General features: G+C 61.1%; 24 protein-coding genes. 5 read left to right on the forward strand and 19 right to left on the reverse strand.

The annotated features are described in order from the left end of the window. Positions 1-351 precede the first annotated feature (351 nt). The 16 genes from RIE53_07655 to ruvB form a co-directional block, all read right to left on the reverse strand. Positions 352-684, reverse strand: a complete 333-nt coding sequence (locus tag RIE53_07655; protein ID MEQ9104559.1) for a DUF5615 family PIN-like protein — start codon at positions 682-684, stop codon at positions 352-354. After that, complete coding sequence (locus tag RIE53_07660; GenBank protein MEQ9104560.1) at positions 681-905, reverse strand: DUF433 domain-containing protein; 225 nt, start codon at positions 903-905, stop codon at positions 681-683. Before RIE53_07660 ends, RIE53_07655 begins: the two co-directional genes overlap by 4 nt. Positions 906-1087: 182 nt before the next feature. Then, entirely contained in the window at positions 1088-1354 is a 267-nt protein-coding gene (locus tag RIE53_07665; protein MEQ9104561.1) for a type II toxin-antitoxin system YafQ family toxin, read from the reverse strand. Next, positions 1355-1612, reverse strand: coding sequence for a type II toxin-antitoxin system RelB/DinJ family antitoxin (locus tag RIE53_07670; GenBank protein MEQ9104562.1), 258 nt, complete (start codon positions 1610-1612; stop codon positions 1355-1357). A 333-nt stretch (positions 1613-1945) separates the two neighbouring features. Continuing rightward, positions 1946-4534, reverse strand: coding sequence for an FtsX-like permease family protein (locus RIE53_07675; GenBank protein MEQ9104563.1), 2589 nt, complete (start codon positions 4532-4534; stop codon positions 1946-1948). Further along, the gene (locus tag RIE53_07680) at positions 4531-4845 is read right to left on the reverse strand and encodes a helix-turn-helix transcriptional regulator (protein ID MEQ9104564.1); all 315 of its coding nucleotides are present in this window, start codon (positions 4843-4845) and stop codon (positions 4531-4533) included. Before RIE53_07680 ends, RIE53_07675 begins: the two co-directional genes overlap by 4 nt. Positions 4846-4888: 43 nt before the next feature. Further along, positions 4889-7318 (reverse strand): choice-of-anchor B family protein, encoded by a 2430-nt coding sequence (locus RIE53_07685; GenBank protein MEQ9104565.1) that lies wholly within the window; start codon positions 7316-7318, stop codon positions 4889-4891. An 84-nt stretch (positions 7319-7402) separates the two neighbouring features. Beyond that, the gene (locus tag RIE53_07690; protein ID MEQ9104566.1) at positions 7403-8698 is read right to left on the reverse strand and encodes a selenium-binding protein SBP56-related protein; all 1296 of its coding nucleotides are present in this window, start codon (positions 8696-8698) and stop codon (positions 7403-7405) included. A gap of 164 nt (positions 8699-8862) precedes the next feature. Further along, positions 8863-9396 (reverse strand): DinB family protein, encoded by a 534-nt coding sequence (locus RIE53_07695; GenBank protein ID MEQ9104567.1) that lies wholly within the window; start codon positions 9394-9396, stop codon positions 8863-8865. Positions 9397-9441: 45 nt separating this feature from the next. Next, positions 9442-9819 carry a hypothetical protein gene (locus RIE53_07700; protein ID MEQ9104568.1) on the reverse strand — a complete coding sequence of 126 codons (378 nt, stop codon included), beginning with the start codon at positions 9817-9819 and terminating at the stop codon, positions 9442-9444. Between the two features lie 139 nt (positions 9820-9958). After that, complete coding sequence (locus tag RIE53_07705; protein ID MEQ9104569.1) at positions 9959-10726, reverse strand: alpha/beta hydrolase-fold protein; 768 nt, start codon at positions 10724-10726, stop codon at positions 9959-9961. Between the two features lie 12 nt (positions 10727-10738). After that, positions 10739-11377, reverse strand: a complete 639-nt coding sequence (locus RIE53_07710) for a Vat family streptogramin A O-acetyltransferase (protein MEQ9104570.1) — start codon at positions 11375-11377, stop codon at positions 10739-10741. Next, positions 11378-12631 (reverse strand): serine hydrolase domain-containing protein, encoded by a 1254-nt coding sequence (locus tag RIE53_07715; GenBank protein MEQ9104571.1) that lies wholly within the window; start codon positions 12629-12631, stop codon positions 11378-11380. A 283-nt stretch (positions 12632-12914) separates the two neighbouring features. Next, complete coding sequence (locus RIE53_07720; GenBank protein MEQ9104572.1) at positions 12915-13334, reverse strand: DoxX family protein; 420 nt, start codon at positions 13332-13334, stop codon at positions 12915-12917. Positions 13335-13525: 191 nt separating this feature from the next. Further along, a complete protein-coding gene (locus RIE53_07725) occupies positions 13526-13885 on the reverse strand; it encodes a DUF6122 family protein (GenBank protein ID MEQ9104573.1) in 360 nt (119 codons plus the stop codon). A gap of 99 nt (positions 13886-13984) precedes the next feature. Continuing rightward, positions 13985-15016 (reverse strand): Holliday junction branch migration DNA helicase RuvB, encoded by a 1032-nt coding sequence (gene ruvB / locus RIE53_07730; protein MEQ9104574.1) that lies wholly within the window; start codon positions 15014-15016, stop codon positions 13985-13987. Positions 15017-15098: 82 nt separating this feature from the next. Here ruvB and RIE53_07735 point away from each other — a divergent pair, with 82 nt between their 5' ends. The 4 genes from RIE53_07735 (at position 15099) to RIE53_07750 (ending at position 19155) form a co-directional block, all read left to right on the forward strand. After that, positions 15099-15668: a DUF3109 family protein gene (locus tag RIE53_07735; GenBank protein MEQ9104575.1), complete on the forward strand. Its 570-nt coding sequence runs from the start codon at positions 15099-15101 to the stop codon at positions 15666-15668. After that, a complete protein-coding gene (gene rpoN, locus RIE53_07740; protein MEQ9104576.1) occupies positions 15662-17128 on the forward strand; it encodes an RNA polymerase factor sigma-54 in 1467 nt (488 codons plus the stop codon). Before RIE53_07735 ends, rpoN begins: the two co-directional genes overlap by 7 nt. A gap of 25 nt (positions 17129-17153) precedes the next feature. Then, positions 17154-18644: an aminotransferase class V-fold PLP-dependent enzyme gene (locus RIE53_07745; protein ID MEQ9104577.1), complete on the forward strand. Its 1491-nt coding sequence runs from the start codon at positions 17154-17156 to the stop codon at positions 18642-18644. Positions 18645-18927: 283 nt separating this feature from the next. Further along, a complete protein-coding gene (locus RIE53_07750; GenBank protein MEQ9104578.1) occupies positions 18928-19155 on the forward strand; it encodes a hypothetical protein in 228 nt (75 codons plus the stop codon). Between the two features lie 240 nt (positions 19156-19395). Here the strand turns inward: RIE53_07750 and RIE53_07755 are convergent, their stop codons facing one another. After that, on the reverse strand, positions 19396-20280 hold the full coding sequence (locus tag RIE53_07755; GenBank protein MEQ9104579.1) for a hypothetical protein: 885 nt from the start codon (positions 20278-20280) through the stop codon (positions 19396-19398). A gap of 15 nt (positions 20281-20295) precedes the next feature. Next, entirely contained in the window at positions 20296-22224 is a 1929-nt protein-coding gene (locus RIE53_07760) for a M1 family metallopeptidase (GenBank protein ID MEQ9104580.1), read from the reverse strand. 39 nt (positions 22225-22263) lie between these two features. Here RIE53_07760 and RIE53_07765 point away from each other — a divergent pair, with 39 nt between their 5' ends. Next, complete coding sequence (locus tag RIE53_07765; protein MEQ9104581.1) at positions 22264-23208, forward strand: hydroxymethylglutaryl-CoA lyase; 945 nt, start codon at positions 22264-22266, stop codon at positions 23206-23208. On the opposite strand, the gene gcvP is transcribed toward RIE53_07765, so the two are convergent. Next, entirely contained in the window at positions 23199-26063 is a 2865-nt protein-coding gene (gene gcvP, locus RIE53_07770) for an aminomethyl-transferring glycine dehydrogenase (GenBank protein ID MEQ9104582.1), read from the reverse strand. The two genes, RIE53_07765 and gcvP, sit on opposite strands and share 10 nt — an antisense overlap. Positions 26064-26178: the final 115 nt, after the last annotated feature.

The following is a 26178-nucleotide window of genomic DNA, read 5'->3' on the forward strand; positions in this document are numbered from 1 at the left end:
CCGGTCTGTCTCAAGCCCGAAAGAGGGTCCAGGACGGACGCTGACCCGGCTCTGAGCCACCGGAACGTCCGGGGCGTGGTTCATCACAGACAAATCAGCGATATTGGACACGTCACAAATACGAATCGCTCAGCTTAGGTATCAGTCTTTGAATTAACATCAGTCAGAATGCATGTTGGTTCGCGAATCTACGGCGAGCCATGCCCACCTATCAGAAATCTAGTCGATCCAAGCCACACCCGCATAGTGTAAATCGACCGTTTTTCGGATCGACGTCCCTTCCGTTGCCGAAGTCACTGGTGGCCTAGCGAGTCCGTAGCATTCGCTTGTTATGGCGCGTAATGCTTTGATTCAGGCCAGAATCAGGATTCCAAAAGGAGCCGAACTCCCCAATCTGAAAATGGCATCCACGCTATCCCTCAAGAGCGATTCAATATCGGAAGTAGAGCAATTGCCCCTACGGATCCACACGATGCGCGGAGGAAAGCCACGAACCATGCCGATTTCACTCAGATCGGAGTCCTTGCTCACGATCGTCAACGAGTTCTCTTGCGCGTAGTCCCAGACTTCAAAGTCGGAAGCACTGGCAAGTCCAACTCTCGCAACGTGTTCAGATAGGGGAAATACGTCGGCGAGCCGCTCAACCAACTTTTGGGAGAGATTGTGGTCAAACAGCAGCTTCATGCGCTGGCGGTAACCGTGACGCGCTCCCGTTCAGCCGCATACTCCAAACTGGCAAGAATATCCTCTTTTGACAGAGACGGAAAGTCTTCAAGGATCTGCTCTTGCGTCATCCCTGAGGCCAGGTAGCTCAAAATATCGTACACCGTGATGCGCTGACCCCGAATGCATGGCTTTCCGCCGCGCTTTCCTGCTTCTATGGTAATTCGGTCCAAGTACGACATGGATTCAGAATTGCTGATTATCCGGTTGTAACCTAAAAGCGAGAAGCCTGTTTCAGCCGACCGCGTAGCGCCATAACGGCTGGCGGATTTGCGGCGAGCTAACGCCCACCTACCAGAAAGTAACCGTCCAAGACCAGCAATGCTGGTGGAGCGAGCCCGCAAAATCCGCTTGTTATACGACTTCAGAACAGGTCTTCGTGGGTGCCTGTTCGGACGAGGATCAAGTCTTGACCGGAAACCTGATACAGAAGGAGCCAATCTGCTTCAATGTGAATGTCCCGCACCCCCGCCCACTCCCCCTCAAGCTCGTGATCTCGAAACTCATCAGGTATGGCAGTTTCTTCTGCCAAGAGCTCCACGATGGCCCAGAACAACTCAGGCTCGTATCCAGCTCTGAGCATTCGTTTTAAGTCTGACTCGAACTTCTTGGTGGTTTTGACCGAAAGCATCTATGTGGAGAGCTTGGCTTTCAGGTCTTCAATCGACTTGTAGGAAGTGACTTTGCCTTCCCTGGCGTCTCGAATTGCCTGCTGCGTCTCCTCATTGGGCAGCTCGACAGGAAAGGGAATGCCGCGACGAAGTGATACCTGCTTGTAGAACAGGGCGATTGCTTGGGAAGCCGAAATCCCGAGCTTCTTGAATACAGCCTCAGCCTGTTTCTTATCGGTTGCGTTGATCCGCGTTGAGATGTGAGCCGTCTTTCCCATGGTCATTCACCCTGTGTTCCATTGTCAACACAATGTATATACTCGAGCGTGACGGAAGTTTCAACGACCTGAAGTCGTATAACGTAGCATTCTGCCGAACGTACATCACAGGCAAATGCCATATAGGACGCAGTGTGAACGGCAGGTAAGTATAGACGAATCAGGGAGTACGGGCAAGGCCATTCCGCATAGGATGCGGGTCGCGGCCATATAGGTCTATTCCACCTATCGACGCCACGAGCCCCGTCCCCCAGCCCGCTCTTAAATGTAACCTGGCAGGTTACATTTGAATCGGGCCACAACCCCCAGAAGTTCGGCCCCTCACTCGGCTCCTCATTCCGCCCGAAGTGCCGTCGCCGGATCCGTGGCCACGGTGCGGAAGGACTGGGCGGCGATGGTGACGAAGGCCGCAACGAACACCAGACCCACGGCCGCGACGAAGATGCCGGGCCCGATGGTCGCCTGGAACGCGTAATTCTCGAGCCATTTCCGGGCGAAGACCAGGCCCAGAGGTACGGCCACCACCGATCCCAGGAGAATGAGTCCGGAGAAACTGCGGAAGATGAGCATGACGAGTCCGGCCCGCGATGCGCCGAGTACCCTACGGACGCTCAATTCCTTGGTGCGGTTCTGGATGGACAGCGACGTGAGGCCGAGCAGACCCAGCAGGGCCAGGAAAATGGCGCAGGCCGAAGCCACGTTGATGATGCGCCCCCAGCGCAGGTCCATGGCGTACACACGCTCCATCCGTTCGTCCATGAATTCCCAGGAGAACGGCACGTCGGTCGACACCGATGTCCAGACCGATGCCAGTCGACCCATGACCTCGTCCACCCGGCCCGGAGCCAGGTGTACGTACAGGTACCGGAAGGCATCCGGTCCGCCCACGGACATGATCAACGGCCCGACGTCCTGATACAGGGACTGGAAGCGGAAACTGGAGGTGACGCCGATCACGAGGGGTGAAGGTTGCACCGGATACCAGTCCGGAAGCGGCTTCCCGACCGGGTCTTCCAGACCGAATCGCTCAACGAAAGCCTGGTTCAGGATGACGGCCGCCGAGTCGGATGCCAGATCCGGATTGAAGGCGCGTCCGTCCTGCATGGAAATATCCAGGACCTCCAGAAAACGATGATCGGTATAGAGCTCATCCACCGTCACGCTGGACCCTTCGTAGTCCATGTTGAAGCCCCAGCTTCCCCGGTACCCGAGTGCGTTGCTGGCCAGCGTCATGTCCACGACGCCCGCATCGCCGGCGAGCGCATCCCGGTACCGGTCCCGCGCCTGCTGCCCGTCCAGCCCGTTCAGGTCAATGAGCACCACCTGATCCGTCTCGTACCCGCGATCCTGGTCCCGGACGAACGTGGCCTGCCGGTGCATGACCAGCGTCGCAATAATGAGCACGATGGACACCGTGAATTGCAGGGTCACGAGCCCCTTCGTGAACAGGTTCGATCCGGAAACCCGTACGCGACTCTTGAGGACATCGATGGGGCGGAATGAGGACAGCACGAGGGCCGGGTACGATCCGGCAATGAGCCCGGTCAGGACGACAATCCCCAGCACACCCAGCGGAATGCTCCAGTCCTCCAGCAGCGTGAACGTCAGGGCGCGGTCGGTCAGGTCGTTGAACGTAGGCAGCAGGTACCAGGCCAGCCCAAGCCCGAGCAGCGTGGCCAGTACCGTCATGAAGAAGGCTTCGCCCCAGAATTGGGCCAGGAGTTGGCCACGCACGGCGCCTACTGCCTTCCGGATGCCCACCTCGCGGCTGCGCCGAAGGCTGCGCCCGATGGCCAGCGTCATGAAATTGATGCAGGCAATGAGCAGGATGGCCATGCCCAGACCGATCAGCGTGAACGAATAGGCGGGGTCGCTCGTGTTCGTGAGATACATCTGCGACAGCGGGACGGCCCGCCATGTGGAGGCCTGGACGCCGTCCGGGACGGGCTCCCGGGCCTGCAGCCGCTCCAGGAAATCACCATTCACCTGCGCGAAGTGCTGGAGGAGCGCATGGTCGACCGTTGCGCGGTCGGCATCCGGATGCAGTCGGGCATAGGTCTTCACGAGCGACCAACCGTAGGCGTCCACGGCCTGGGGAAAGCGCGATGGAATCCAGTCCGTGATGGGCGCCAACAGTTCAAACTGGGTGGATGCATTGGCGGGCGGATTCTCCAGGACGGCCACCACATCGTACGTCCGGTACGTCGTGCCGACCCGGACCTCCAGCGAGGCCCCGACGGCCTCCTCGGTGCCCAGGAATCGCTCGGCAGCGGAGGCCGTCAACACAATGCCGTCTCTCTGCGGGTCTCCGGACAGGACCCGGAACGGAAACACCGTGTGGTACGATGGATCGATGAACAGCACATGCGCCTCGAAAATGTCGTCGTCGCGACGCACGAACACCTCATCCTCCCATACCCGCGTGGAGGCGGCCACGCCGGGCACGTCCGCAGCAAGGAAATCCGAGAGCGGAAGGGACAGGTTCGTTTTGCCGGGGCGGTAGGCACCGACGGGGGTGGCGCGCCATTCCTGGATCTGAACGATGTCTTCGTGGCCCTCATGCACCTGGTCGAATGTCCATTCGTAGCGCACGAAGAGCAGGATGAGCACGGCAAGTGCAATGCCCAGCGTGAGGCCGGACAGGTTGATGAAACCCTGGATTTTCTGCTTGTTCAGTGTGCGCAGGGCCAGCGTGGCATAGTTCTTCAGCATGACGGAGCTCCAGCCAAGTGATTGCAGGATGAAAGCGGGCGCGGAGACCAGGACCTGGCGGACGTACCATGCACGGGCGCGTTGCAGCCCGTCCGAGCCGACATACGCGGCATACAATTCGTCGAGATCACCCATGACCTCGTCGCGGTCGGCCGGGTGGACGCAGTATTCCAGGATGGCCCGAAGGATGAAGGGTGGACGCATATTCATGGGGCCCACGCCAATCCGGATACATCACGCCACATCGCATCGTATTCCGCCCGGGCATGTTCGAGGGCCTGGACGCCCTTGGCCGTGAGCCGGTACATGCGCTTGCGGCGGCCGCCACGCTCGGCGGTCGGGTGACCTGTATGCGACCGGAGCAGCCCCGCCCGGGTGAGCCGTTTCAGGGGCGCGTAGACCCCGGCAATGGACCACTCTTCGGACGTGGATTGCTGGAGGTGGTCCAGGACGGATGCCCCGTAGGCATTCTCCTGCAACTTCCAGACCGCCAGCAATATGAGTTCATCGGAACGCGACATGGCGGACATTATGCGAGGCAGAAGAAATAAAGTTGCAGGGTTGCTACAACTCCGTCTTCTTCTTGCCCCGCAACAGGAACATGCCTTCGCGTTTGCTGGTCACGATGACCGTCCCGCTCTCGAAGAACGGATAGGTGCTCCACGCGCCACTGAAGCCCGGACCGTCCAGATACGGCGTCGTATCGAACGAGCCGACTTCCACCGGATGCACCGGATCGGAAATATCCAGGACGTGCATGCCGTACCGGTAATTGGCCTGGTACATGAATCCATCCTTGATGTACAGGTTGTGGGCGCTGGCGGGCATGGATCCCATGAACTCGTTCACCAGGATGGGGTCCTCCAGGTCGGCCAGGTCCCAGATGAGCGTCCGCGTCCGGTCCACGTTGCCGCGCAGCACATCGGCCTCATCATTCTGGTAGAAATAGCGCTGGTCATCGGACAGCCACCCCTGGTGGATGTAGGCCGCCGCGGGCGACGAGGCGGTGGAAAGCGAGACCGGATGGGCCTTGTCGGTGACATCCATGATCTCGAATTCGGCACCGTTGGAATTCAGGCACAGTTCGTGCCCGGTATACCGCTGGTCGGGACCGGTGTACGTCACGCATTGCGTATCGTGCGTGCCGTGATTCCCACCCTTGGCGCATCCCACGAAAACCGGATCCAGCGGATTGTTGATGTCCATCATGTAAAGGCCGCCCCCGCACGTGGGCCGGTCAATGGTATAAGCGAACCCGGTGTCCTCGTTGATGATGACATTGTGCGAGCTCGCAATCCCGGTGTAGTGCACATCCGGCTCGAACAGGGCGGGCGGCTCCGTGACCCCGCGCAGCCGCGTGAGATCAAAGATCTGCAGACCGTGATCGCCCGCGCCGTCCGCCACGATGTAGGCGTGGTTGCGGAAGGTCTTGATGTCCCGCCAGATGGGCGAGGGCGGCGTGCCCCACGGTTTCGGGAGGTCGCCGATCAGGACGGGGCTCAGGGGATCCGTCACATCCACGAAGGATACGCCGTCGGTGCGGGCAATGAGGGCATATTCGCGGCCGGTATCGGGATCGGTCCAGCCCCAGTTGTCATTCACGCGCACACCCCGGGCGTTTTCGGGCGCCCGAAGGTAGTCGTTCGGCAGGAAGGACAGCAGCTCAACTTCGTCGCAGTCGAACGGCCCGATCTTGCCATCCACGCACTGCCGTTCTTCACCCGTGAGGGCGCCCAGCACGTCGGGCGGGCTCAGCATTCGCTGCGGCTCTTCGTTCGGCGCGTACGCGCTCAGGGCACCCGCCTGATGATGCATGCCCGGGGCGGACACGACCACCTGTGGGCCTTCGACGACGATCGTGCTTCCGAAGGCATCGCGTTCGACGGTGCCGGTGAGTTGGATGCGCTCCGGCGTATCGAGCGAGCCGTCGGCGTTTCTGCCCAGCACGAACGCCGAGCCCGTTTCATTGCCGCGCAATGTCGGGGCGCCGACCCAGATGGCCTCGGCGGCATGGGCCACGCTGCTGCCGAACAGGTCACCGGGCTGGCCGTCGGGAAGTTGGATGATGCGCTCCGGCGCCCACGGTTCGTCGCGGCGGCCTTCACGGGCTTGTCCCGTTTGCCGCGTGAAGGAGTAGACCGCGCCCCGCGTACCGTGGGCGCCGGGAGCGCCGACCAGGAGTTGGCCGTTCTCCATGGACAAGGCGCTGCCGAACGATGCGGCAGATTCCGAAAAGAAGGGGAGTACCCCGGTTTCGGTCCAGGTATCGTCCAGGAGCCGGAATTCCGTGACGCGGCCCACGTTCTGGAGGCCGGCCGAGGTGTCATCCCAGTCAGGCGCGCCGACCAGGGCCCGGCCGTCCACCAGCAGGAGGGTGGCCCCGAACCGGTCTTCCGGCGTGGCGCTCGAATGCTGGAAGGCCGAGTGATACGTGAACGAGCCATCGGCTCCGCGCCGGTACGCATGTACGCGCTCTGAAGACCCGGCCAGCAGCCAGTCCTCGTTCAGCGCCAGCGTCAGTCCGAAGTCGGTGCCGCAGTATCCGCGGTGATTGCATTCCGGCTCGAGTCCGGCGGTGCCTGGCCCGGAGACCATGCCGACGTGTCGCCAGCCTGAAGTTGCTCCTTTTTCGAACACGTGGAGAGGGCCGCCCCGCTGGCCAGCAACGAGTGTTGCGCCATGTTTGGCCAGGACCGTGCCGAAACCGTCCGCCCGGGAGGCGTTGGGCGCCGTCAGCCGCTGGACTTCGGCCCACCGCGAGGCCGAGCGCTCGTAGATGTAGACCGATCCTTCGCGGAACGACGTATTGGGTTCGCCCACAAAGAGTTCGCCGCCGTCCAGTACCACCGCCACCCCATACGATCCGGATTGAGCGAGGGTGGTCGCGGGCGTAAAGGCCAGACAGGAAAGGATGACCAGGAAGGCGCAGAAAGCGCGGAAGGCCGGGGCCGTGAATACGACCGGTTGCGAGCAGACGGTGGACACAGTACGCATGACGGGCGGGTATCTGACAGACAGGGGATCCTCGCCAATGTACGCGGCCCAAGTGAGTGCAGCGTGCAGAAGCGTCGTCACCCGCTACCGGTATCCGAACAGCGCAGCGTGCGGGATTGCCGTACCGGTCTGGCCATGGGGCCAGTTCTCGCGATAGAAGGACACTCCGGCCCTTGGAAACTCCGGCGATCCGAACGCATCATCGAGCGTCAACAGTCCACTGCCCGCATGGAATTCGAACATGAGCACCGTGTGCGTCGCTGCCGGACCGGACGACGTGACCACGACCCTTGAGCTGCCCGGGTCCGCTGCGGCCCAATGGGGCTGATAGCCCGGGGTATTGAATCGACTGGCCTCCTTGATATCCGTCGGGTCCGAGATGTCAATGACCAGGATGGTCTCGCTGAACATGACCGGCAGGATCAGGAAATCGTCCATGACCGCGGGCACCGAACAACCTAACAAATCCGGATAATTGAGCGCCAATTCAATGGCAGGTTCAGAAGTATGGATTTCGCTTATACGATACAGGCCGCACATCAGGGTATTCATGATGACGGAACCGTCGTTCATGGCACGACTCTCAAACGGTTGAGCCTCCGCCGGATACTGTTCCGCCCGGCACCGTTCTCCGATTCCCAGCACGCACTCCGGGCCATCGGCAGGTTCGACCCGTGGTACACGCAAGGTGTTCAGCAGGGCCGAATCTGAGAGCCTCCAGATCTGCACCAGATCGGCAGCCTGCTCGGTCGAGATGTTCATGGTCCGGCTGGTCGTGACCAGCCTGTCCAACTCCGGAATGGCCTCGACCGAGTAGGGCCGGATCCGTTCGCCCTCGAATTCCGGATCTGCCGCACTGGTCACGGAAATCAAGTTGGCGTCCGAATCGAATTTGGCGAGTCCACCCGGATTGCCGGGCATGCTTCCATCTCCGTATTGCATGGTCGCAAGCAAATCCCCGTCCGAAAGACGAAGAAAGCTGTGCGGGAAGGAAAAGCCGGGTACGGGAGCGAGTTCGGCCGAAAGAACGGGCGCACCGGGCACCGCCAGGTCAAACAGGAAGGTTCTACCCGACCGGTAGCCGTTGGCGAACAACAAAGCGCTGGTTGGAGCAACAGGCTCGGCATGATGGGGATTCGTTCCGACGGCGCCAGCGGGCGCTGTGGCTATGATCTCCCCGTACTGCGGACTCTCCGGATCCGAATCCAGGACGGCGAGAAAGTCGGTATCACTCGGGCGCTGGTCCAGATCGCCGGCCCAGACATACAGGAGCGGCGCGGGTCCGACGTGAAGATTATCCTCCCCCTCAGACGGAGAATGCCCGGGCGCACACCCGCCCGCCAAAAGCGCCATGCCGAGCAGCAGGGTTCGTCCCCTCATAAGCGAAGTTGATATGCTGGAAACCAGATCGGGGTGATGGTGCGTGGAATGGCAGCAATCTACGCCGACATCCTGAGAAAGAAATATGTCCGGAAGACGGGGCGCAGGTCAACCCGGGAAATCCATAGAACGCTGTCCCGCGTCTTACTCCTCGACTCTGCCCGTCACGTCAAGTCCGATTCAATGGCGGCTCCGTTGATCATCCTGACGGTCGTAACGATCTGTCCCGTATGCCGGGCCGCATGGTCGGCCGCGTGGAACAACAAGCCCAGCACGTTGGAAGGCAGCCGGGCACGGCCCACCAGACGTTCATCTGTCAGGGTCGATTCATCGGTCTGCCGCAACTGATCCAGTGATCGATCAACCACCTGCTTCCAGTTTTCGAGTAGCGTGCTTGCAGCGGGCAGGTCGCCGTGCTGTCCTTGCTCCGCCCGCAGCGCCGCCGTCTGTTCATCCGTCAGTTCCGCTCCCCGAGCGTAGGTGAACAACCGGTCGGTACTTCCCGCGAGATGCCGCAAATGGAATCCAACAGAAGCGGCTCCATGCAGCTGGAACCACAAACGAGACGCCGGCAACTCGCCGAGCGCCTCCTCCACATTCTCGACCGAGTGGACAAGTGCATGCGCTACCGGCTGCAGCAGCGGCGGAATGCCAGGGATGCGTCCCCTGAGCCATGGTGAGGGCAGTGCTTTACCCATGGAATTGGGTCACGTTGATGCTGAAGGTCAGGAGTCCCATTCCATTCACGCGCGTGATGCACCCGCGTAGCCGCCCAGCAGGATCAAAATGGTGGCACCCCCGGCAGCTCCGCCGACGAACCCGGCAACCAATGAAGCAAGCGGCCCAGGAACTCCACCCATCATGACGGAAATGGAATCCGGGGTTGCAAGGCTCATGCTGACGAAGAAAACGGACCCAATGATGGCGTAATTGCCAATCGATCGAATGGCGGCCGAATGGTCAACTCGTGCGAACAATACGTGTCCAACCGCTCCAGCAAGGAGCCCCGCAATCGCACAGAAAAACCCGAACGACAGTGAATACGGCACCCCGGCTTCCCCGAGAAGACCCGTGAGTGCTCCCAATACAAAGCCACCAAAAGCACCAGCGACAGCACGCATGGCACCCAGTTTCGTCGAGTTTGATTCCATTGCATTACCTGTTGGCATTTTATCTCTGTGAGGCTCAAAGTTCAGTATCGGGCAGGTGAATCAGCCTCCCCACAAAGGATACGCGATCACAAGTGACGGTGCCAATGGATCAGTTGGCAGCGTCCCGACCGTAGAAATACAACAACAGGTCGTCCAGGAGTGGCCCCCAGTTGTCCCACGTGTGGCCGAACGGGACTTCAATGTATTTCATGGGATACGCCTTGTCCCGCAGGATATCCCGGAAAGCCCGGGTCCGGGCCTCGTTGTCCTGTCGATCTCCGGAAGACATGAAGATGCGCAACGGAAGCCGCGCAGAGTCCGCATAGGCGGGATGGATGTACTGGACAGGATGCGTCGCAGGCGACTGCATGGCAATGCCTTCAATCGAATCGTGGGCGTAGAGGCCAAAACAGGCCGCATTCAGAGCGCCGAACGAGAGGCCGGCAATCGTGCGGGCATTCCGGTCCGCACGTGTTCTGTAGGCGCCGTCAATGGTCGGAATCAGTTCCTCCGTGAAGAACCGGATGAACGACTGGTTGCAGAAGTACTGGGCATTGCGACGGCTCAGGTGCTCATATCCGGGAATCCGTGGATCCAGGAAGACGGCAACAATGGGTTCCATCAGCTCGGCCGTGATCAGGGAGTCCAGGACTGCCGGCATGTTTCCCGTGTCCTTGTACCACGCCCCGTCAGACAGATAAAGCACGGGAAGCTCATCCAACGCATCGTATCCGGGAGGCGTATAGACCCAGTATTGCAGTTCGTACGTCAACACCTCGCTGTGGATCAGTTGCGCATCTGATGTCCTGGACGGCTGAGCAGACGTCGTCACGGACATCGTGACAGCAAGCAAGGCAGAAAGAATCAGAAATCTCATGGGTCGCGTCGTTTATTGCGCTTTCGCTTCTCGCAGCTTGTCGATATCGGCGGACACGATGGCCGGGAGATTGCGACTCACCTTCTCGATATCCCAATCCCACCACGCCAGCTCCAGCAAGGCTTCAATCACGGTATCGGAGAATCGCTGGCGGATGACCTTGGCCGGATTTCCTCCCACGATCGCGAAGGGCGGCACATCGGAGGTCACCACAGAGCGGGACGCGATGATGGCCCCGTCTCCAATCGTCACCCCGGGCATGACCAGGGACTCATAGCCCATCCAGACATCGTTGCCAACAACGGTATCTCCCTTGTGGGGCAGTTCCCCCTGTTGAGGGGTTGCCGTTTCCCACCCGTTGCCAAAAATGAAAAACGGATAGGTCGAAAAACCATCCAGCTTGTGATTGGCGCCGTTCATGATGAACTTCACATCCCGGCCCAATGCACAGAACTTTCCGATAATCAGCTTGTCGCCGACAAACGGGAAGAGATAGAGGACATTGCGCTCAAAATCCTCCGAATCCTCCGGGTCATCATAGTAGGTGTAATCCCCCACGACAATCTGAGGGTTGGTCACAGTGTTCTTGATGAAACACAGTTGACTGAACCCCTCCATCGGGTGGACGGTACGCGGGTCGGGTCCTTTCATTCAGGTCGGGAGTTTGGTGTTGTTATCAATGATTTGCATCCTCCGCACCATTGCCAATACGATCATGATGTATCCGCCAATGAGAAGAGAGAAGATCCACGTCTTGTTCTCGGTGATTACGACATAATCTGCAATTCCGGTCTTCCAGAAAATCCAGTGGTCTCCGAGACGCGAAGCCATGTTGGGATGCCCGGTTTCCAATACGATAATGCCGTCTCCTGATGATCGGTCCATGCGGACGGCCGTGTTCAGCAAATCACCAGAACCGTCGTGACCGGAAATAACGACGCCCTTGCTGTTTCGAGCAAACAGCGTCGGGCCGAGCGCATGAATGCCAATCCCATTATTGAAGGCCTGGGCGGTATACATCTCATCGAGCATCTCCGTCGACAAGACTGGATTGTCGCCAAGGTTGGCCTCGACGAAGCGCACCAAATCCGAAGGTGTGCTGTGTAGCGACGCGGCGGCCAAGGCTGTAAAACGGCGATACGGTTTTGGATTGCCTTCACCATCCAATCGGGTCACGCGCTCCAATGGCGTACTGTCGGACCACTCGAACGTCGATTGATGCATGCCCAGTGGTTGCAGGACATGCTCATCCATATAATCCTGGAACGTCTGCCCGCTCACCTCCTCAACCACCAATTGAAGGAGCGTATAGGCGGCGCCTGAATATCGGTATTGAGTACCGGGTTGCAGGCCAACGATGGCTTTTCCATCTGACCATGGTGCATCTGAAGCTTGAGTCAAGGATGCTTCGATGGTCTGCACTTCTTCGCCTGGGCCGAATCCGGCGTATCCCAGGCCATCAACCAGTCCCGATGTGTGGGAGAGCAATGTCCGGATGGATACGGATTGATTATCGAATTCGCTCGGCGGCAGACTCCAGCGCGTCAAGTACGTTTCGACAGGCACATCAAGATCGAGGACGCCCTCCTGAACCAGTTTCAGTATGCCCCACGCCGTTACCCACTTGCTTACTGACGCCATGGGGAAAATGGCGTTCTCATCCACGGTTTGCGAGTCGGAGTGAAAGAGTGAAGCCACCGGCTGCCCCCGTTCCATCAAAATGAGGGCGAAGTTGTCCACGCGCTCTTCTGCAACAATCTGTTCTACCTCATGGATGAAGGCCTCTGGAGCGTCATTGCTTGTCAACGGCCAAAGTATGGCCCCGGTCGAAACCCCGTACAGAATGGCTCCCGACCAAGCAATGAACAGAAGGAGGGTGAGGAGGATGTGCTTGAAGATTTTCAATGGTGCGCCTGTCCGATGAAGTGATTGACAACCGGATACAAGGCACCCTATTCAACACAAAGTTGCTCACTCGCTTAAGATCCACGACGACCTCCTCGGCATCTTCCCGAGGGTGCATACCGGCTGGGCAATTTGCAGCGAGCTAATGCCCCCTGCCAGAAAGGAACTGGCCTTATGCCAGCACGCCAGAACTGCGAGACCGCAAAATGCGATTGTTCTGCGCCGAAAGAACAGTTGATTTCAGAGTAACTCCTCCCTAAATCTTCTCGCTGTTCGAGGTCGATTAACGTCTATCGAGTGAGGCTTTTCCTGCTCCAAGAAATAGAAATGCGATACTTCCAAATAACATCGCCAATGGAGGAGTCATGGCTTCAAACGTATCCCCGGCCGGAAAATGCACCATTGCCAACGCTATCAAGAAATTCGCGATCATGAAAAGAGATGCTAAACGGATCTTGTAGCCAAGTAAGATGGCCATGCTCCCGAAAAACTGAACGTAAACAGATATTACGGCGCTGACCATCGGTGCAGGAAAACCAAAGTTATCTAGGAAGACCGAAAACTCCACCATCTGATCCCAGCTGAGAATATTGTCAATGACTCCGTAAAAGAGTCTAGCTCCGACAAAAAGCCTCAGTAGCAGTAGTCCCAGATAACTCTGAGATTCGAGAATGCGTTCTAGTGCAAATATTATTTTCTTCATGACTGGATCCTGGGTATCAGAGAGTGCAGAACTGGTATTCTGCCGAACGCGCACCATTGGTCACCGGTACGCAGGACGCTGAGCGGTCGACAGCCAAGTATAGACGAATCCATCAGTTCCGGCAAGGCCATTCCGCACAGGATACAGGCCGGTTCCACAAAGGACCATTCTCAATAGTGCACCGACGGACCTCAGAAGCAATCCTGCCAATCGAGGGCCATGTGGATGAGCAGGCCGAGTCCCACCAGATGCACGACCCGTGCCGAAGCAGGCAGTGTCTGTTGACCATCAGGCTCCGGGCCGGTCGCCCGACGTCCCGTAAAAAGGGGCACCACGAAAAGCGCTGCATATACAATAATGGCCGGAATCGTGTGCAGCGGGTGGAAACCGATGGAACAGCGTGTGGGATCGTAGATCGGATTGGCCAGCAGGTGATCCAGGTCCACCAGCATGGTCGCAATCAGGATGAACACGGTATTCTGCCATCGCCCGCGATAGAACAGGGCGGCAACGAACATCGGGATCAGGAAATGCAGCGCAATGTGGAGCATGGCAGGGGATCAGGAGTGTGCGGATGCCGAGCTCAAGGCCTCATATCCGTTCGATTCGTCGTGCATGGTGCGTTCTAAATGTAACCTGCCAGGTTACATTTATCCTGAAAACAACCCACCCTCATCCGCCGGCGGCCGCGTCAGCCCGAAGTGCTTGTACGCCATCGGTGTGGCGGTGCGGCCGCGGGGGGTGCGTTCAATGTAGCCTTCCTGGATGAGGTAGGGTTCGTAGACTTCTTCGATGGTGCCGGCGTCTTCGCCGACGGAAGCGGACAAGTTGTTCAACCCGGTCGGGCCGCCGCGGAATTTCTCAATGAGCGTCAACAGGATCCGGGCGTCCATGTCGTCCAGGCCTTCACGGTCCACGTTCAGGGCGTTCAGGGCGTGGTCGGCCACGTCACGCGTAATACGGCCGTCGCCCTCGACGTCGGCGAAATCCCGGGTGCGGCGCAGCAGCCGGTTGGCAATCCGCGGCGTGCCGCGGGAGCGCCGCGCAATTTCAATGGCGCCTTCGTCCGAGATGGGCTGCTTCAGGATACCGGCCGAGCGGCGCACGATGTCGGTCAGCACATCCGATGTGTAGTAGTCGTACCGGAAATCAATGCCGAAGCGGGCGCGCAGCGGCGAGGTCAACAAGCCCTTCCGCGTGGTGGCCCCCACGAGCGTGAAGGGCGGCAGCGTGATCTTGACGCTGCGCGCGCTGGGTCCCGAGTCAATCAGGATATCGATGTGGTAGTCCTCCATGGCGGCATAGAGGTACTCTTCCACCACGGGCGAGAGCCGGTGGATTTCATCGATGAACAGCACGTCGCCTTCGTTCAAGTTGGTCAGCAGCCCCGCAATGCTGGCCGGCTTGTCGAGCACGGGACCCGAGGTGGTCTTGACCTGGGCGCCCATTTCCGAGGCAATAATGTAGGCGAGGGTGGTCTTGCCGAGCCCCGGCGGACCGGACAGCAATACGTGATCCAGGCATTCGCCCCGGCGGCGGGCGGCCGTCATGAAAATCCGCAGGTTGTCCTTTATTTGCTGCTGGCCGATGAAATCGTCCAGGGTTTTGGGTCGGAGCGCCTTTTCGACGTCCTCTTCAACCGGAATGGCATGCGGAGTGGTAGCGCCGGATCGTTCGATCATGGAAACTTGATGCGCTGTGTGGTCTGGAAAGTTGACATCGGGCGGGCTGTGGTATAGAATACGGCATCATGTTTGTAGTGCCATGCTTCTGATCGACAACATACTCATTTCAGACGATCTCGTCGACGCCCGGTTCTGTTGCAACCTCGGGGCGTGCCATGGGGCATGTTGTGTCCAGGGCAACTCGGGCGCTCCGCTCGAAGAGGACGAGCGCGCAAGGGTGGAAGCGGCCTACGAAGTGGTCAAGAACGACCTTCGGCCGGAGGCGCGCAAGGTCATTGATCGCAAAGGCGTGTGGGAGGAAACCGGAGACGGGCAATACGCCACCACGTGCGTCGGCCAGGCCGAGTGCGTATTCGTGACCTACAAGGGTCCGGTAGCCATCTGCTCCATCCAGAAAGCCTACCAGGAGGGGCGAACCGACTGGGAAAAGCCCATCTCCTGTCACCTGTATCCCATCCGCATCCAGTCGCTCGGCGACATGGACCTGCTGAATTACGAACAGATGGACATGTGCCTTCCCGCCGTGAAAATGGGCGAGCGCGACGGTGTCTATCTGTCCGACTTCCTCGCTGCGCCGCTTGCCCGCAAGTACGGCGAAGATTGGGTTGAACGATTCCGCGCCGTGTGCGACGATCGACGGTCATGCTGAATCTGCAACAGAGACAATCGCTCCAGCAGCGCCTGTCGCCCCAGCAAATCCAGTACATCAAACTCCTTCAGCTGCCCACGCTGGCGCTGGAGCAGCGGATAAAGGCCGAAATGGAGATCAACCCCCTGCTCGAAGAGGGGGAGCCCGAGGACGAACTGGATGTCGTCGAGGAGCCGATTTCCGAGGATGACCTCCAGGAAGACGAGCGCGAGCTCGAGGACGAATACGACTGGGAGGAACTGCTGGACGACGGGGATGACCTGTACGGCTACAAGGCCAAGGTGGACCACAGCCAGGAGGACGATACGCGCGAGTCGCCCATGCCGTACCAGTCCACGATGGCCGACAAACTGGAGGAGCAGCTCACGTTCCTGGACCTGTCAGACGAAGACATGCTCATTGCCGATCAGATCATCGGCTCCATCGACGAGGACGGCTACCTGCGCCGCCCGCTCGAATCCATCGTGGATGACATTGCCTTCAATCACGGGTTGCTGCTGACCGAGCAACAGGTGGAGGAGGTCCTGTATCGCATCCAACGGCTGGATCCGGTGGGGGTCGCGGCGCGCGACCTGAAGGAATGCCTGCTCATCCAGCTTGAAATGCTGCCGGAGCGCATCCCCGGCAGGGATACGGCCATCCAGATGCTCCAGAAGGCGTACAAGGCCTTCACCATGAAGCACTTCGACCAGATCCGCCGCCGCCTGGGATGCGACAATGAAGAGCTCAAGGAAGCCTTCGATCTCATCCAGCGCATGGACCCCAAACCCGGCGAAGGAGAATTCTCGGCCGGCGAGAACTACATCACGCCCGATTTCACGGTGCGCTATGAGGACGACGGGTTCATCATTTCGCTGAACGGCGCCAACGCCCCGGAGCTGCGCGTATCGCGCCACTACCAGCACATGCTGGAAGAAGTGGTCACGGACAAGAAAAAGGGCCGCGACCGCTACGACGCCGAGACCAAGAACTTCCTGAAGTCGAAGTTCGAGTCCGCCCGCTGGTTCATCAACAGCATCAACCAGCGCCGCCAGACCATGCTGTCGGTCATGCATTCCATTGTCGACAAGCAGCAGGCGTTTTTCCAGATGGGCGAGGGGCATCTGCGCCCCATGATCCTGAAGGACATAGCCGAGGACATCGGCATGGACATTTCCACCATCAGCCGCGTAGTCAACGGGAAGTACGTGCAGTGCGACTTCGGGGTGTACGAGCTGAAGTACTTCTTCTCTGAAGGTCTGACGACCGAGAGCGGCGAGGACGTATCGAACAAGGAAGTGAAGGCCATCATCGACGGCATCATTTCAGAGGAAAACAAGAAGAAGCCCCTTTCGGACCAACGGATTGCAACCATGTTGGAGAAAAAGGGGTTTCAGATTGCACGCCGTACCGTGACCAAGTACCGGGAGCAGCTGGGCATCCCCGTTGCCCGCCTCCGCAAAGAGATCATACTCTCCTGACCCATTCCAGCCAAGCCCTACTGTTGTGACTGAACTCGAAGCCTGGTTCGCCCCCTTTCGCGAGAACACCATCGGCATGGATGCCACGTTCGATTCCCCGTACGGGACGCAGCGTGTGGTCTATGCCGACTGGATTGCGTCGGGGCGGCTGTACCGGCCCATCGAGCAGCGCCTGTCGGAAATCATGGGCCCGTGGGTGGGCAACACGCATACGGAGACCAGTATTACCGGCACGTCCATGACGCTGGCCTACCACGAGGCGCGTGCCATCATCAAGCGCCACGTGAACGCGGGCCCGGGCGACGTCATCATTGCGAGCGGATCGGGTATGACGGGGGTCATCAACAAGATGCTGCGCATCCTTGGGCTGCGCGTCCCCGAGAAGGTGCAGGACTGCCTGTCCATTCCGGTGGAGCGCCGCCCGGTGGTGTTCCTGACGCACATGGAGCATCATTCGAACCAGACCACGTGGCTGGAGTCGCTGGCGGACGTCGTCGTGCTGGACCCGGATCATGATGGTCGATGCGCCACGCAGCACCTGCGCCGCGAGATCGTGAAGTACGCCGACCGGCCGCTCATCGGATCGTTCACGGCGTGCTCGAACGTGACCGGGGTGCGGACGCCGTACCACGAGCTGGCGCGCATCATGCACGAGCACGGGGGATTGGCGTTCGTGGATTTTGCCGCGAATGCGCCCTACGAGCCCATGGACATGCATCCGGAGGATCCCATGGAATCGTTGGATGCGATCTTCTTCTCGCCGCACAAATTCCTGGGTGGTCCCGGATCGCCGGGTATTGTGGTGTTCGATGCGCGGCTGGACTCGAATCGCGTCCCGGATCATCCCGGCGGGGGCACGGTCAATTGGACGAATCCCTGGGGTGAGCACACGTTCATTTCCGATATCGAGGACCGGGAAGACGGCGGAACGCCTCCGTTCCTGCAGACCATCAAGGCGGCACTGGCCATCCGGTTGAAGGAGGCCATGGATCCGGAGAAGATCATGATGCGCGAGCACGAACTGCTCGAGATGGCCTTCCCGCGGATGCGCGCCATTCCGGGTCTGCATCTGCTGGCCGATGCAATCGAGGACCGGCTCGGCGTGTTGTCGTTTTATGTGGACAATGTGCACTACAACCTGATCGTGAAACTGCTCAACGACCGGTTCGGGGTGCAGGTGCGCGGCGGATGCTCCTGCGCCGGCACGTACGGCCATTTCCTGTTGCACGTGGACAAATCCACGTCTCATGCCATCACGGAGCGGATTGATCGTGGCGATATGTCGCTGAAACCGGGCTGGGTGCGCTTGTCGCTGCATCCGACCATGACGAACGAGGAGCTGGAGCACGTGCTGTCGGCGCTCGAGGCGGTGGTCCGGAACGTGGACGAATGGAAGCAGGATTACCGTTACGACCCGTCCACGAATGAATTCACGCACGTCACGGCCGTGGACGGCACGCACGCCCGCGTGTGCTCGTGGTTCGATATGGAGCCCGCCCCGGCGACGGCCTTCTAGGAAGGGAATACCGGGAATCCGGAAAAAATGTCCGTTAGTTCAGGGGTCATGTGCGTCCGGCAGACGGGTCCCGACCGGGCGCCCAGTGCGCTCCTGAGCGGTTCTATCAGGGGTTTTTGGCGTGTATCGGGTCGGATTGAGGCCATAAATCGGTCCCCATGTAACTTCGGAAGGGTGATTCCGTCCAGTTATGACACGGATATTTTTGTGTCCCATCCCAGAACGGCCCGGTATTTGTAAAGATTTCGGGCAGGACACCAACCGTCACCAAACTGCTACTGCCATGAACACCGCCTTCGACAACCTCTTGGCCCGCTACCTCAACGGACAGATCGGCGAACGCGTCTGGTCGCGTCTCATGCGGACCTTCGACTTTTCTGGCATGTCGACACACGAAAGGGAGGCCTACCTTCGTTTCATGAACGACGTGGCTCCTGAAGGCGGCCTGCAACTGAAATACGTGCCTCGCACGGCGGAGCTGTCCAACATCCTCCAGGACATCCGCTTCTGAAACTGAAGACCGAAAAGCTACCTCCTAAAGCTTCAGCGACCTTGTAAAACTGTGGTGGGTGGGACAAGGTCGCGCTCTTCAGCCCCTGAGGGGGCGGGCCTCCCGGCCCGCCCCCTCTTTCTGTTGGTGGGGGGTGGCAGCGAGGGTAAGGGTCGCCGCCAGGGGGTTGTGGCGAAGTGCGAACACGCCATAGTTAAGAAAAAGCCGAAAAACTTGAATAGTGATTCGGCCAAGTCAAGGTCATGCTTCTGCAATCATCGGCATGTCGTGCTGGGCGTCGGCCTCCCAGACGGCGACTTCGCTGCCAATCCAGCCGACGGTGACGGCGGCGCGGGCGAGCATGAGGAGCTGTTGGACAAGAAAAGCCAGGACGAGCCCGCCCATCCGGAGGTCCAGGCCCGCCGCAGCGAACAAGGTGACGATGGCGGCAAGCATCCACACGATGTAGACGCCGTTGGCCCGGGACGACCGCACGAGCCAGGCGAATCCAGCCGACCAGGCGGATCCCACGGACTGCCCGCCCAGCACGAGCTCAATCCGGGCAAAGTCGTGCGCCATGTCCAGCATGGCGAAGACGAACAGGACGAGCAGCGGCAGGAGCGCCACGTTCACCCAGTACGCGCCGGCAGGACCGCTGAAAATCAGGTTGGCGGCCAGCCCGAGCAGGCCGATGGCCACGAATCCGACGAGCATCATTCCGAGGAACAGCCCGCCCAGCAACACGGCCCGGAAGCCGTATCGACCGATGCCCGTCCAGAAGGACCCCTGGGCGCCGCGGGACAGCGCGTGGGCGAGGCCCGTGAGCGAGAGTACGTTCCAGATGAGGTAGATCGGAACCACCCACAGCAGTTGAGCCAGCATCGTGGCCACGAGGTCCGGTGAACGCGTGAAGATGTCTGCCCAGAGTGCCGGGTCGAAGGTGGTCGCGAGTTCTTCGGAGAAACCGGATTCCGAAACGGCGTTGCCCAGCACGACGAGCAACGGGATGGAAATCACGAGGGCGACCAGCAGGTTCAGGCCATAGATGAGCCAGGCCAGCCCGGGCCGGCGGCGGATGGCGTCCACGCCGAGCGCAAGGGGGGAGGCGGGACGGCCGGAAGGGTCGGGTTCGGAGTAGGGTGCCATGGAAATCAGGAAGGGTTAAAGCAGCCCGCTGGCCAGGAAAAGAAAACGTTGTACGAACGCCATGTACCGGAGTTGGGCCCGCCGGGCGAACGTATTGTCGGCGGCAGAGGGCGTGACCATCCGGTTGTTGAGCTTGTTGACATCGAGCCACACGACCCCGTCCGGGTCCAGATGGGCTTCGACAATCCGTTCACTTCCGGGAAAGTGCAGCGTGGTCCACCGGGACGCGCCGTCCCAGGTCCGCTCGGCGGTCGTGCCGTCCGCGAACGTCACGCGGAGCCGCTGCGGGAAGACCCCGTCCTCCCGGCGCTCCAGGCGGACCGACTGGGCCGTGATGGCGTCCACCCGGTAGTCCACGACGGCCGTACCGTAGACATACGGTTCAAAGAACCAGTCGAATGACTCGCCGGTCACGTCTTCGAGCGTCTCCTGCAGGTCCCGCGTCGTGGGATGCCCGAAGCGCCAGCGCTGGTAGTATGTCTGCAGGAAGGCCTGCATGCGCTCCCACCCCAGGTATCCTTCGAGCGTGTTCATGACGGTGGCCGGCTTCGCGTAGGAGGCCTTTCCGAAATCGCCGTACGGATATTCCCACGAGCGCGCATAGAGCGGCCCCCGGTTCGGATTGCTGAGCGTGTAGGAAAGCCGCTGGAAGTCCCGGTCGCCGATCCGCACGCCGGCGACCTCCAGGATGGATCCGTCGGGCCACTCGGTATCCATGATGCGCGATTCCACGTAGGAGTTCATGCCCTCGTCCAGCCAGGCTTCTTCGGCTTCGTTCGATGCGAGCATCCCCATGAAATACTGGTGGCCGAACTCATGGATGATGACCAGCTCGAGCGGCCTCACCCATTCGGGCAGTCCGTATGCCGTTCCGGCCGTGATGAGCGTCGGGTACTCCATGCCATTGGATCCGCCGAGCCCGTCCACGACCGTGAGCGTCGTGTAGGGATAGGGCCCGATCCAGTCCGCGTAGTACTGCAGAGCGACCTTCGTGGCCGCCAGGTGGCGCTCGGCCTGGGCGGCGTGGCGCGGTTGGAGCAGGAGCCGGATGTCCACATGCTCCCACCGGTCCTCGTGTTCGATGAAATCCGGGCTGGCGGTCCAGGCGAAATCGTGCACATCGTGGGCCACATGCCGGATGACCCGCAGGCTGTCTTCCATGCGATCCTCCACGCGCAACCCCGTTGCGCCCACGGCATGGTCGGCCGGTACGCGCATGGTCACGTCGTACGTGCCGAAATCGGCATAGAACTCGCTGTTGGCGTGGAACTGATGCGTGCTCCAGGCGCCCCGGGGCGCATCCTCGGGGACGTACCGCTGTCCGGGGATTTCATACACGCCGAGCTTCGGAAACCACTGGGCCACCATGAAGAACGGGCGCCCGGAATCGCCGGTTTTCCAGCCCGTCCGGGCCACGATTTCGGGCAGCCGGGAGGTGAAGGACAGGTCCACGGCAATGGTTTCGCCGGGCGCAACGGCGCGCGGCAGCGTCACGGAAATCACGGTGCTGTCGGCCACGTTGCCGTCGTCCGGCTGGATGAACCGGATGGCCGGCATCAGGTCGGCGCCTTCGAACGTGAACGCCGTGATCCGGACGCCGCCCCAGGGGTCCTGGCCGCTGGCGCTGAAGCCCCGGTGGGCACCGCCGCTTTCCCGCATGAACGTCGATTCGTTGTTGCTGAACGCGTTCAGATAGAGATGGAATTGGAGTTCATCCACCGGCACCGCATCCCTGTTGCGCCACGTAATGCGCTCTGCAGCGCGCACGGTGCGGGATTCGGCGTCGAGCGTCGCATCGATGGTATAGGACACGACCCGGTCGCTGAGCGGCTCGGAGGAGGTGGTCTGGGCGGCGGTCGCGTGGGTGAGGGATGCGGCAACCAGGGTGGCCAGGAGGGCGGCCAGAATGGCGGGCGTCCGGATGATGCGCGGAAAACCTATCATGTTCGTGCTCGTTCGCTTTGCACCCAGTATACAGAACACATGCGACACGAAACGCGTCACGTCAGCCTCTGCGAGGTCGGACCCCGCGACGGCTTCCAATTCGAATCGAAACCCATTCCGACCGAGCGGAAGGTGGAATGGATACGCCGCCTGGCGGCGGCGGGCCTGCCGCGCGTGCAGGTGACGTCGTTCGTGCACCCCGGGCGGGTCCCCCAGATGGCCGATGCGGATGAGGTGGTCGCCGGTGTGGCCGGGCTTCCGGCCGTGGCTACCGGGTTGGCGCTGAACCTGAAGGGCGTGGAGCGTGCCGCAGCGTCGGGGCTGCATTACGTGGATTTGAGCATTGCCACGAACGAGCGGCACGGCCGGGACAACGCCAACATGTCGGTGGAGGAGGGCGTGGAGCAGGCCTTCGTCATGGTCCGCCGCGCCTGGGAGCTCGGATTGGAGGTCCAGATGGGGTTCCAGACGGTCTGGGGCTACGGGCAACCGGGCGACACCCCTATGGAACAGGTGGTGGACTTGGCGCGGCGCTTCGCGGCGCTTGCCGGCCCGGACGGTCGGCGCCTGGAGTCGATGTCGCTGGCCGACTCGACGGGCATGGCCAATCCGGCGTCCATCCGGCGTGTGGTGGAGGCTGTTCAGGCGGCGGTCCGCGAAGGGGTCCCGGACGAGAACGCCGTCCCGCTGGTGCTCCACCTGCACGATACGCGGGGGCTGGGAGTGGCCAACGTGATTGCCGCGCTCGACGCAGGCGTCCGGCGGTTCGATACGTCGCTCGGGGGACTCGGCGGTTGTCCCTTCATCCCCGGTGCCACGGGCAATGTGGCGACCGAGGACGTGGCCTATGCCCTGCGCGAATTGGGGTGGGTGACGGGTGTGGACATCGGCGCGGTATCCGAGGTGACGCGCGAGGTGGCCGCGTTCCTGGGGCGTCCGCTCAGCGGCCGGGTGTACGGTTTGGACGTCGCGCGTCAGGAATAGGCTTCCATCGGCGGGCAGGAGCACACCAGGTGGCGGTCGCCGTGCGCATCGTTCACGCGGCGGACGCTTGGCCAGAACTTGTACTCGCGCGTCCACGGGGCCGGGTAGACCGCTTTTTCGCGGCTGTACGGCTTGTCCCAGGTCTCGGACAGCACGAGTGCCGCCGTGTGGGGAGCGTTCGCGAGGGGGCTGTCTGCGGAGGCGACCGCACCCAGTTCGACTTCCTTGATTTCCGCGCGGATGGCCATCATGGCCTCACAGAACCGGTCGAGTTCGCCCTTGTTCTCGCTCTCGGTGGGTTCGACCATCATGGTGCCGACGACCGGCCAGGACATGGTCGGGGCGTGGAATCCATAATCCATGAGCCGTTTGGCCACATCCACTTCGGTCAGGTCGGTGTGCTGCCGGAGCAGGCGCAGGTCCATGATGAATTCGTGCGCGACGAACCCGTTGCGGCCCGTATACAGGATGTCGTAGTGGCTGCGGAGCCGGTGGGCCATGTAATTGGCGTTCAGGATGGCCACCTGCGTGGCCTTCTTGAGACCGTCCGGCCCGAGCATGGCAATGTAGGCCCAGGAAATGAGCAGGATGGATGCGCTCCCGAACGGCGCGGCCGCAACCGGGCCGAGCTGGAGGTCCGGCATGCCGTCTTCGCGCGGGGATACCACCGGGTGGTCGGGCAGATACGGCGCAAGGTGTTCGGCGACGCAAATGGGGCCGACGCCGGGACCGCCACCACCGTGCGGGATGGCGAAGGTCTTGTGCAGGTTCAGATGGCACACATCGGCGCCGATGTCTCCCGGGCGGCACAAGCCCACCTGGGCGTTCATGTTGGCCCCGTCCATGTAGACCTGGCCGCCATGCTTGTGGATGGTGGCGCAGATATCGCGAACGGACTCCTCGAACACGCCGTGCGTGGACGGATAGGTGATCATGAGCGACGACAGGTGGTCGCCGGCCTCTTCGGCCTTCCGCGTCAGATCCTCGACGTCGATGTTGCCGTCCTCATCGCAGGCCACGACCACCACGTCCATGCCCGCCATGACGGCGCTGGCCGGGTTCGTGCCGTGGGCCGACGACGGAATGAGGCACACGTTCCGGTGGCCTTCGCCCCGGTGTTCGTGGTACGCGCGGATGACCAGCAGTCCGGCATACTCACCCGATGCGCCTGAATTCGGCTGCAACGAGGTGGCGGCAAAGCCCGTGATTTCAGACAGCCACGTGCGCAGTTCGGTCATCATTTCCCGGTAGCCGGCCACCTGGTCGGCGGGAGCGAAGGGATGGATCTGGTTGAAATCCGGGTTCGTGATGGGCATGAGCTCCGCCACGGCATTCAGCTTCATGGTGCACGATCCGAGCGGAATCATGCTGCTGGTCAGCGACAGGTCGCGTGTGGACAGCTTGTGCATGTACCGGGTCAGGCCGGCCTCGGACTGATGCTCATGGAAGACCGGGTGGGTCATGAACTCCGTGGTCCGGGCCAGGGGGCCGGTGTACCCGGACGCCATCTGCTCGGCGCGGCCGCGTACGTTGGCGCTTATGCCGAACGACCGGAAAATGGCCACCATGTCGTCGGTCGTCACCGTTTCGTCGAGCGTGACGCCCACGCTTCCGTCGGCGTACATGCGGAAGTTCATGCCGGCCTGCTCACCGGCCTGTTTTACGTGCGCAGCGTTGACACCGTCCACGCGGAGGGTATCGAACCAGGATGCGTGACGTACCGTCAATCCGGCTTCGCGGAGGCCTTCCGCCAACAGGCGGGTCAGGTCATGGATGCGCGTCGCTATCCGGCGCAGGCCATCCGGACCATGATAGACGGCGTACATGCCGGCAATGACGGCCAGCAGGACCTGGGCCGTACAGATGTTCGACGTGGCCTTGTCGCGGCGGATGTGCTGCTCGCGGGTTTGCAGGGCCATGCGCAGGGCCGGGTTGCCGTCGGCATCGATGGTGACGCCGATGATGCGGCCCGGGACCTGGCGCTTGAACGCCTCGCCCGTGGCGAAATAGGCGGCATGGGGACCACCGAAGCCCATGGGCACGCCGAAGCGCTGCGTGGAGCCGACCACCACGTCCGCACCCCACGTACCGGGGGCTTCCAGGAGGGTCAGGCTGAGCAGGTCCGCGGCCACGACCACGTGTGCACCGGCCGCGTGGGCGGCGTCGCAGAAGCTGCCGTAGTCCTCGACGCTGCCGTCCGTCGTCGGATACTGCAGCAGGGCGCCGAACACCCCGTTGTCGAAGGTGAAGGTGCGATGGTCGCCGACCACGACTTCAATGCCGAGCGGAATGGCGCGCGTTTCAACGACCGAGATGGTCTGGGGATGGCAGGCCTCGGAAATGAAGAAGCGTTCCTTTCCGCTCCGCCTGGAGGAACGGTGGAGCATCATCATGGCCTCGGCGGCGGCCGTGCCCTCGTCCAGAAGGCTGGCGTTCGCAATCTCCATTCCGGTCAGGTCGATGACCATGGTCTGGAAATTCAGCAGCGCCTCAAGGCGACCCTGGGCGATTTCAGCCTGGTAGGGCGTGTACTGGGTGTACCAGGACGGATTCTCCAGGATGCCGCGCTGGATGACCGGCGGCGTCACAGTGCCGTGATACCCCATGCCAATCCACGACCGGAAGCGCCGGTTGCGACGGCCGAGCTCGGCGGCCCGGTCCAGCAGTTCCCGCTCCGACAGCGCCTGTGGCAGCTCCAGGTCCCCGTCCATCCGGATGGCGGCCGGAATGGTGCTGGCCACCAGTTCCTCCAGGGAGGACAGGCCGAGGGCCGTCAGCATTTCGGTGATTTCAGCGTCCGACGGACCGATATGGCGATCCTTGAAGAAGTCCGTTGAAGACAGGCTGACAGCCATGGGCGTAGGGGAAAGCGGGTGGACAGGAATCGATTCGGAACGACCGAGCGAACAGGGTCAGCCGCATGAACGCCGGCATGCCGGTAAAGTACGCGGCGGCAGTTTCAATTTTGCT

This window comes from Rhodothermales bacterium (genome assembly GCA_040221055.1).
Classification (GTDB): Bacteria; Bacteroidota; Rhodothermia; order Rhodothermales; family UBA10348; genus 1-14-0-65-60-17.

What these genes read in the sequence shown, in the direction of transcription:
- RIE53_07685 (MEQ9104565.1), bottom strand. Translation starts at nt 7,318, where the DNA reads ATGCGTACTGTGTCCACCGTCTGCTCGCAACCGGTCGTATTCACGGCC.
- RIE53_07690 (MEQ9104566.1), bottom strand. Translation starts at nt 8,698, where the DNA reads ATGAGGGGACGAACCCTGCTGCTCGGCATGGCGCTTTTGGCGGGCGGG.
- RIE53_07670 (MEQ9104562.1), bottom strand. Translation starts at nt 1,612, where the DNA reads ATGGGAAAGACGGCTCACATCTCAACGCGGATCAACGCAACCGATAAG.
- RIE53_07675 (MEQ9104563.1), bottom strand. Translation starts at nt 4,534, where the DNA reads ATGAATATGCGTCCACCCTTCATCCTTCGGGCCATCCTGGAATACTGC.
- gcvP (MEQ9104582.1), bottom strand. Translation starts at nt 26,063, where the DNA reads ATGGCTGTCAGCCTGTCTTCAACGGACTTCTTCAAGGATCGCCATATC.
- RIE53_07680 (MEQ9104564.1), bottom strand. Translation starts at nt 4,845, where the DNA reads ATGTCGCGTTCCGATGAACTCATATTGCTGGCGGTCTGGAAGTTGCAG.
- RIE53_07735 (MEQ9104575.1), top strand. Translation starts at nt 15,099, where the DNA reads ATGCTTCTGATCGACAACATACTCATTTCAGACGATCTCGTCGACGCC.
- rpoN (MEQ9104576.1), top strand. Translation starts at nt 15,662, where the DNA reads ATGCTGAATCTGCAACAGAGACAATCGCTCCAGCAGCGCCTGTCGCCC.
- RIE53_07725 (MEQ9104573.1), bottom strand. Translation starts at nt 13,885, where the DNA reads ATGCTCCACATTGCGCTGCATTTCCTGATCCCGATGTTCGTTGCCGCC.
- ruvB (MEQ9104574.1), bottom strand. Translation starts at nt 15,016, where the DNA reads ATGATCGAACGATCCGGCGCTACCACTCCGCATGCCATTCCGGTTGAA.
- RIE53_07710 (MEQ9104570.1), bottom strand. Translation starts at nt 11,377, where the DNA reads ATGAAAGGACCCGACCCGCGTACCGTCCACCCGATGGAGGGGTTCAGT.
- RIE53_07720 (MEQ9104572.1), bottom strand. Translation starts at nt 13,334, where the DNA reads ATGAAGAAAATAATATTTGCACTAGAACGCATTCTCGAATCTCAGAGT.
- RIE53_07705 (MEQ9104569.1), bottom strand. Translation starts at nt 10,726, where the DNA reads ATGAGATTTCTGATTCTTTCTGCCTTGCTTGCTGTCACGATGTCCGTG.
- RIE53_07655 (MEQ9104559.1), bottom strand. Translation starts at nt 684, where the DNA reads ATGAAGCTGCTGTTTGACCACAATCTCTCCCAAAAGTTGGTTGAGCGG.
- RIE53_07755 (MEQ9104579.1), bottom strand. Translation starts at nt 20,280, where the DNA reads ATGGCACCCTACTCCGAACCCGACCCTTCCGGCCGTCCCGCCTCCCCC.
- RIE53_07750 (MEQ9104578.1), top strand. Translation starts at nt 18,928, where the DNA reads ATGAACACCGCCTTCGACAACCTCTTGGCCCGCTACCTCAACGGACAG.
- RIE53_07700 (MEQ9104568.1), bottom strand. Translation starts at nt 9,819, where the DNA reads ATGCGTGCTGTCGCTGGTGCTTTTGGTGGCTTTGTATTGGGAGCACTC.
- RIE53_07660 (MEQ9104560.1), bottom strand. Translation starts at nt 905, where the DNA reads ATGTCGTACTTGGACCGAATTACCATAGAAGCAGGAAAGCGCGGCGGA.
- RIE53_07760 (MEQ9104580.1), bottom strand. Translation starts at nt 22,224, where the DNA reads ATGATAGGTTTTCCGCGCATCATCCGGACGCCCGCCATTCTGGCCGCC.
- RIE53_07695 (MEQ9104567.1), bottom strand. Translation starts at nt 9,396, where the DNA reads ATGGGTAAAGCACTGCCCTCACCATGGCTCAGGGGACGCATCCCTGGC.
- RIE53_07765 (MEQ9104581.1), top strand. Translation starts at nt 22,264, where the DNA reads ATGCGACACGAAACGCGTCACGTCAGCCTCTGCGAGGTCGGACCCCGC.
- RIE53_07665 (MEQ9104561.1), bottom strand. Translation starts at nt 1,354, where the DNA reads ATGCTTTCGGTCAAAACCACCAAGAAGTTCGAGTCAGACTTAAAACGA.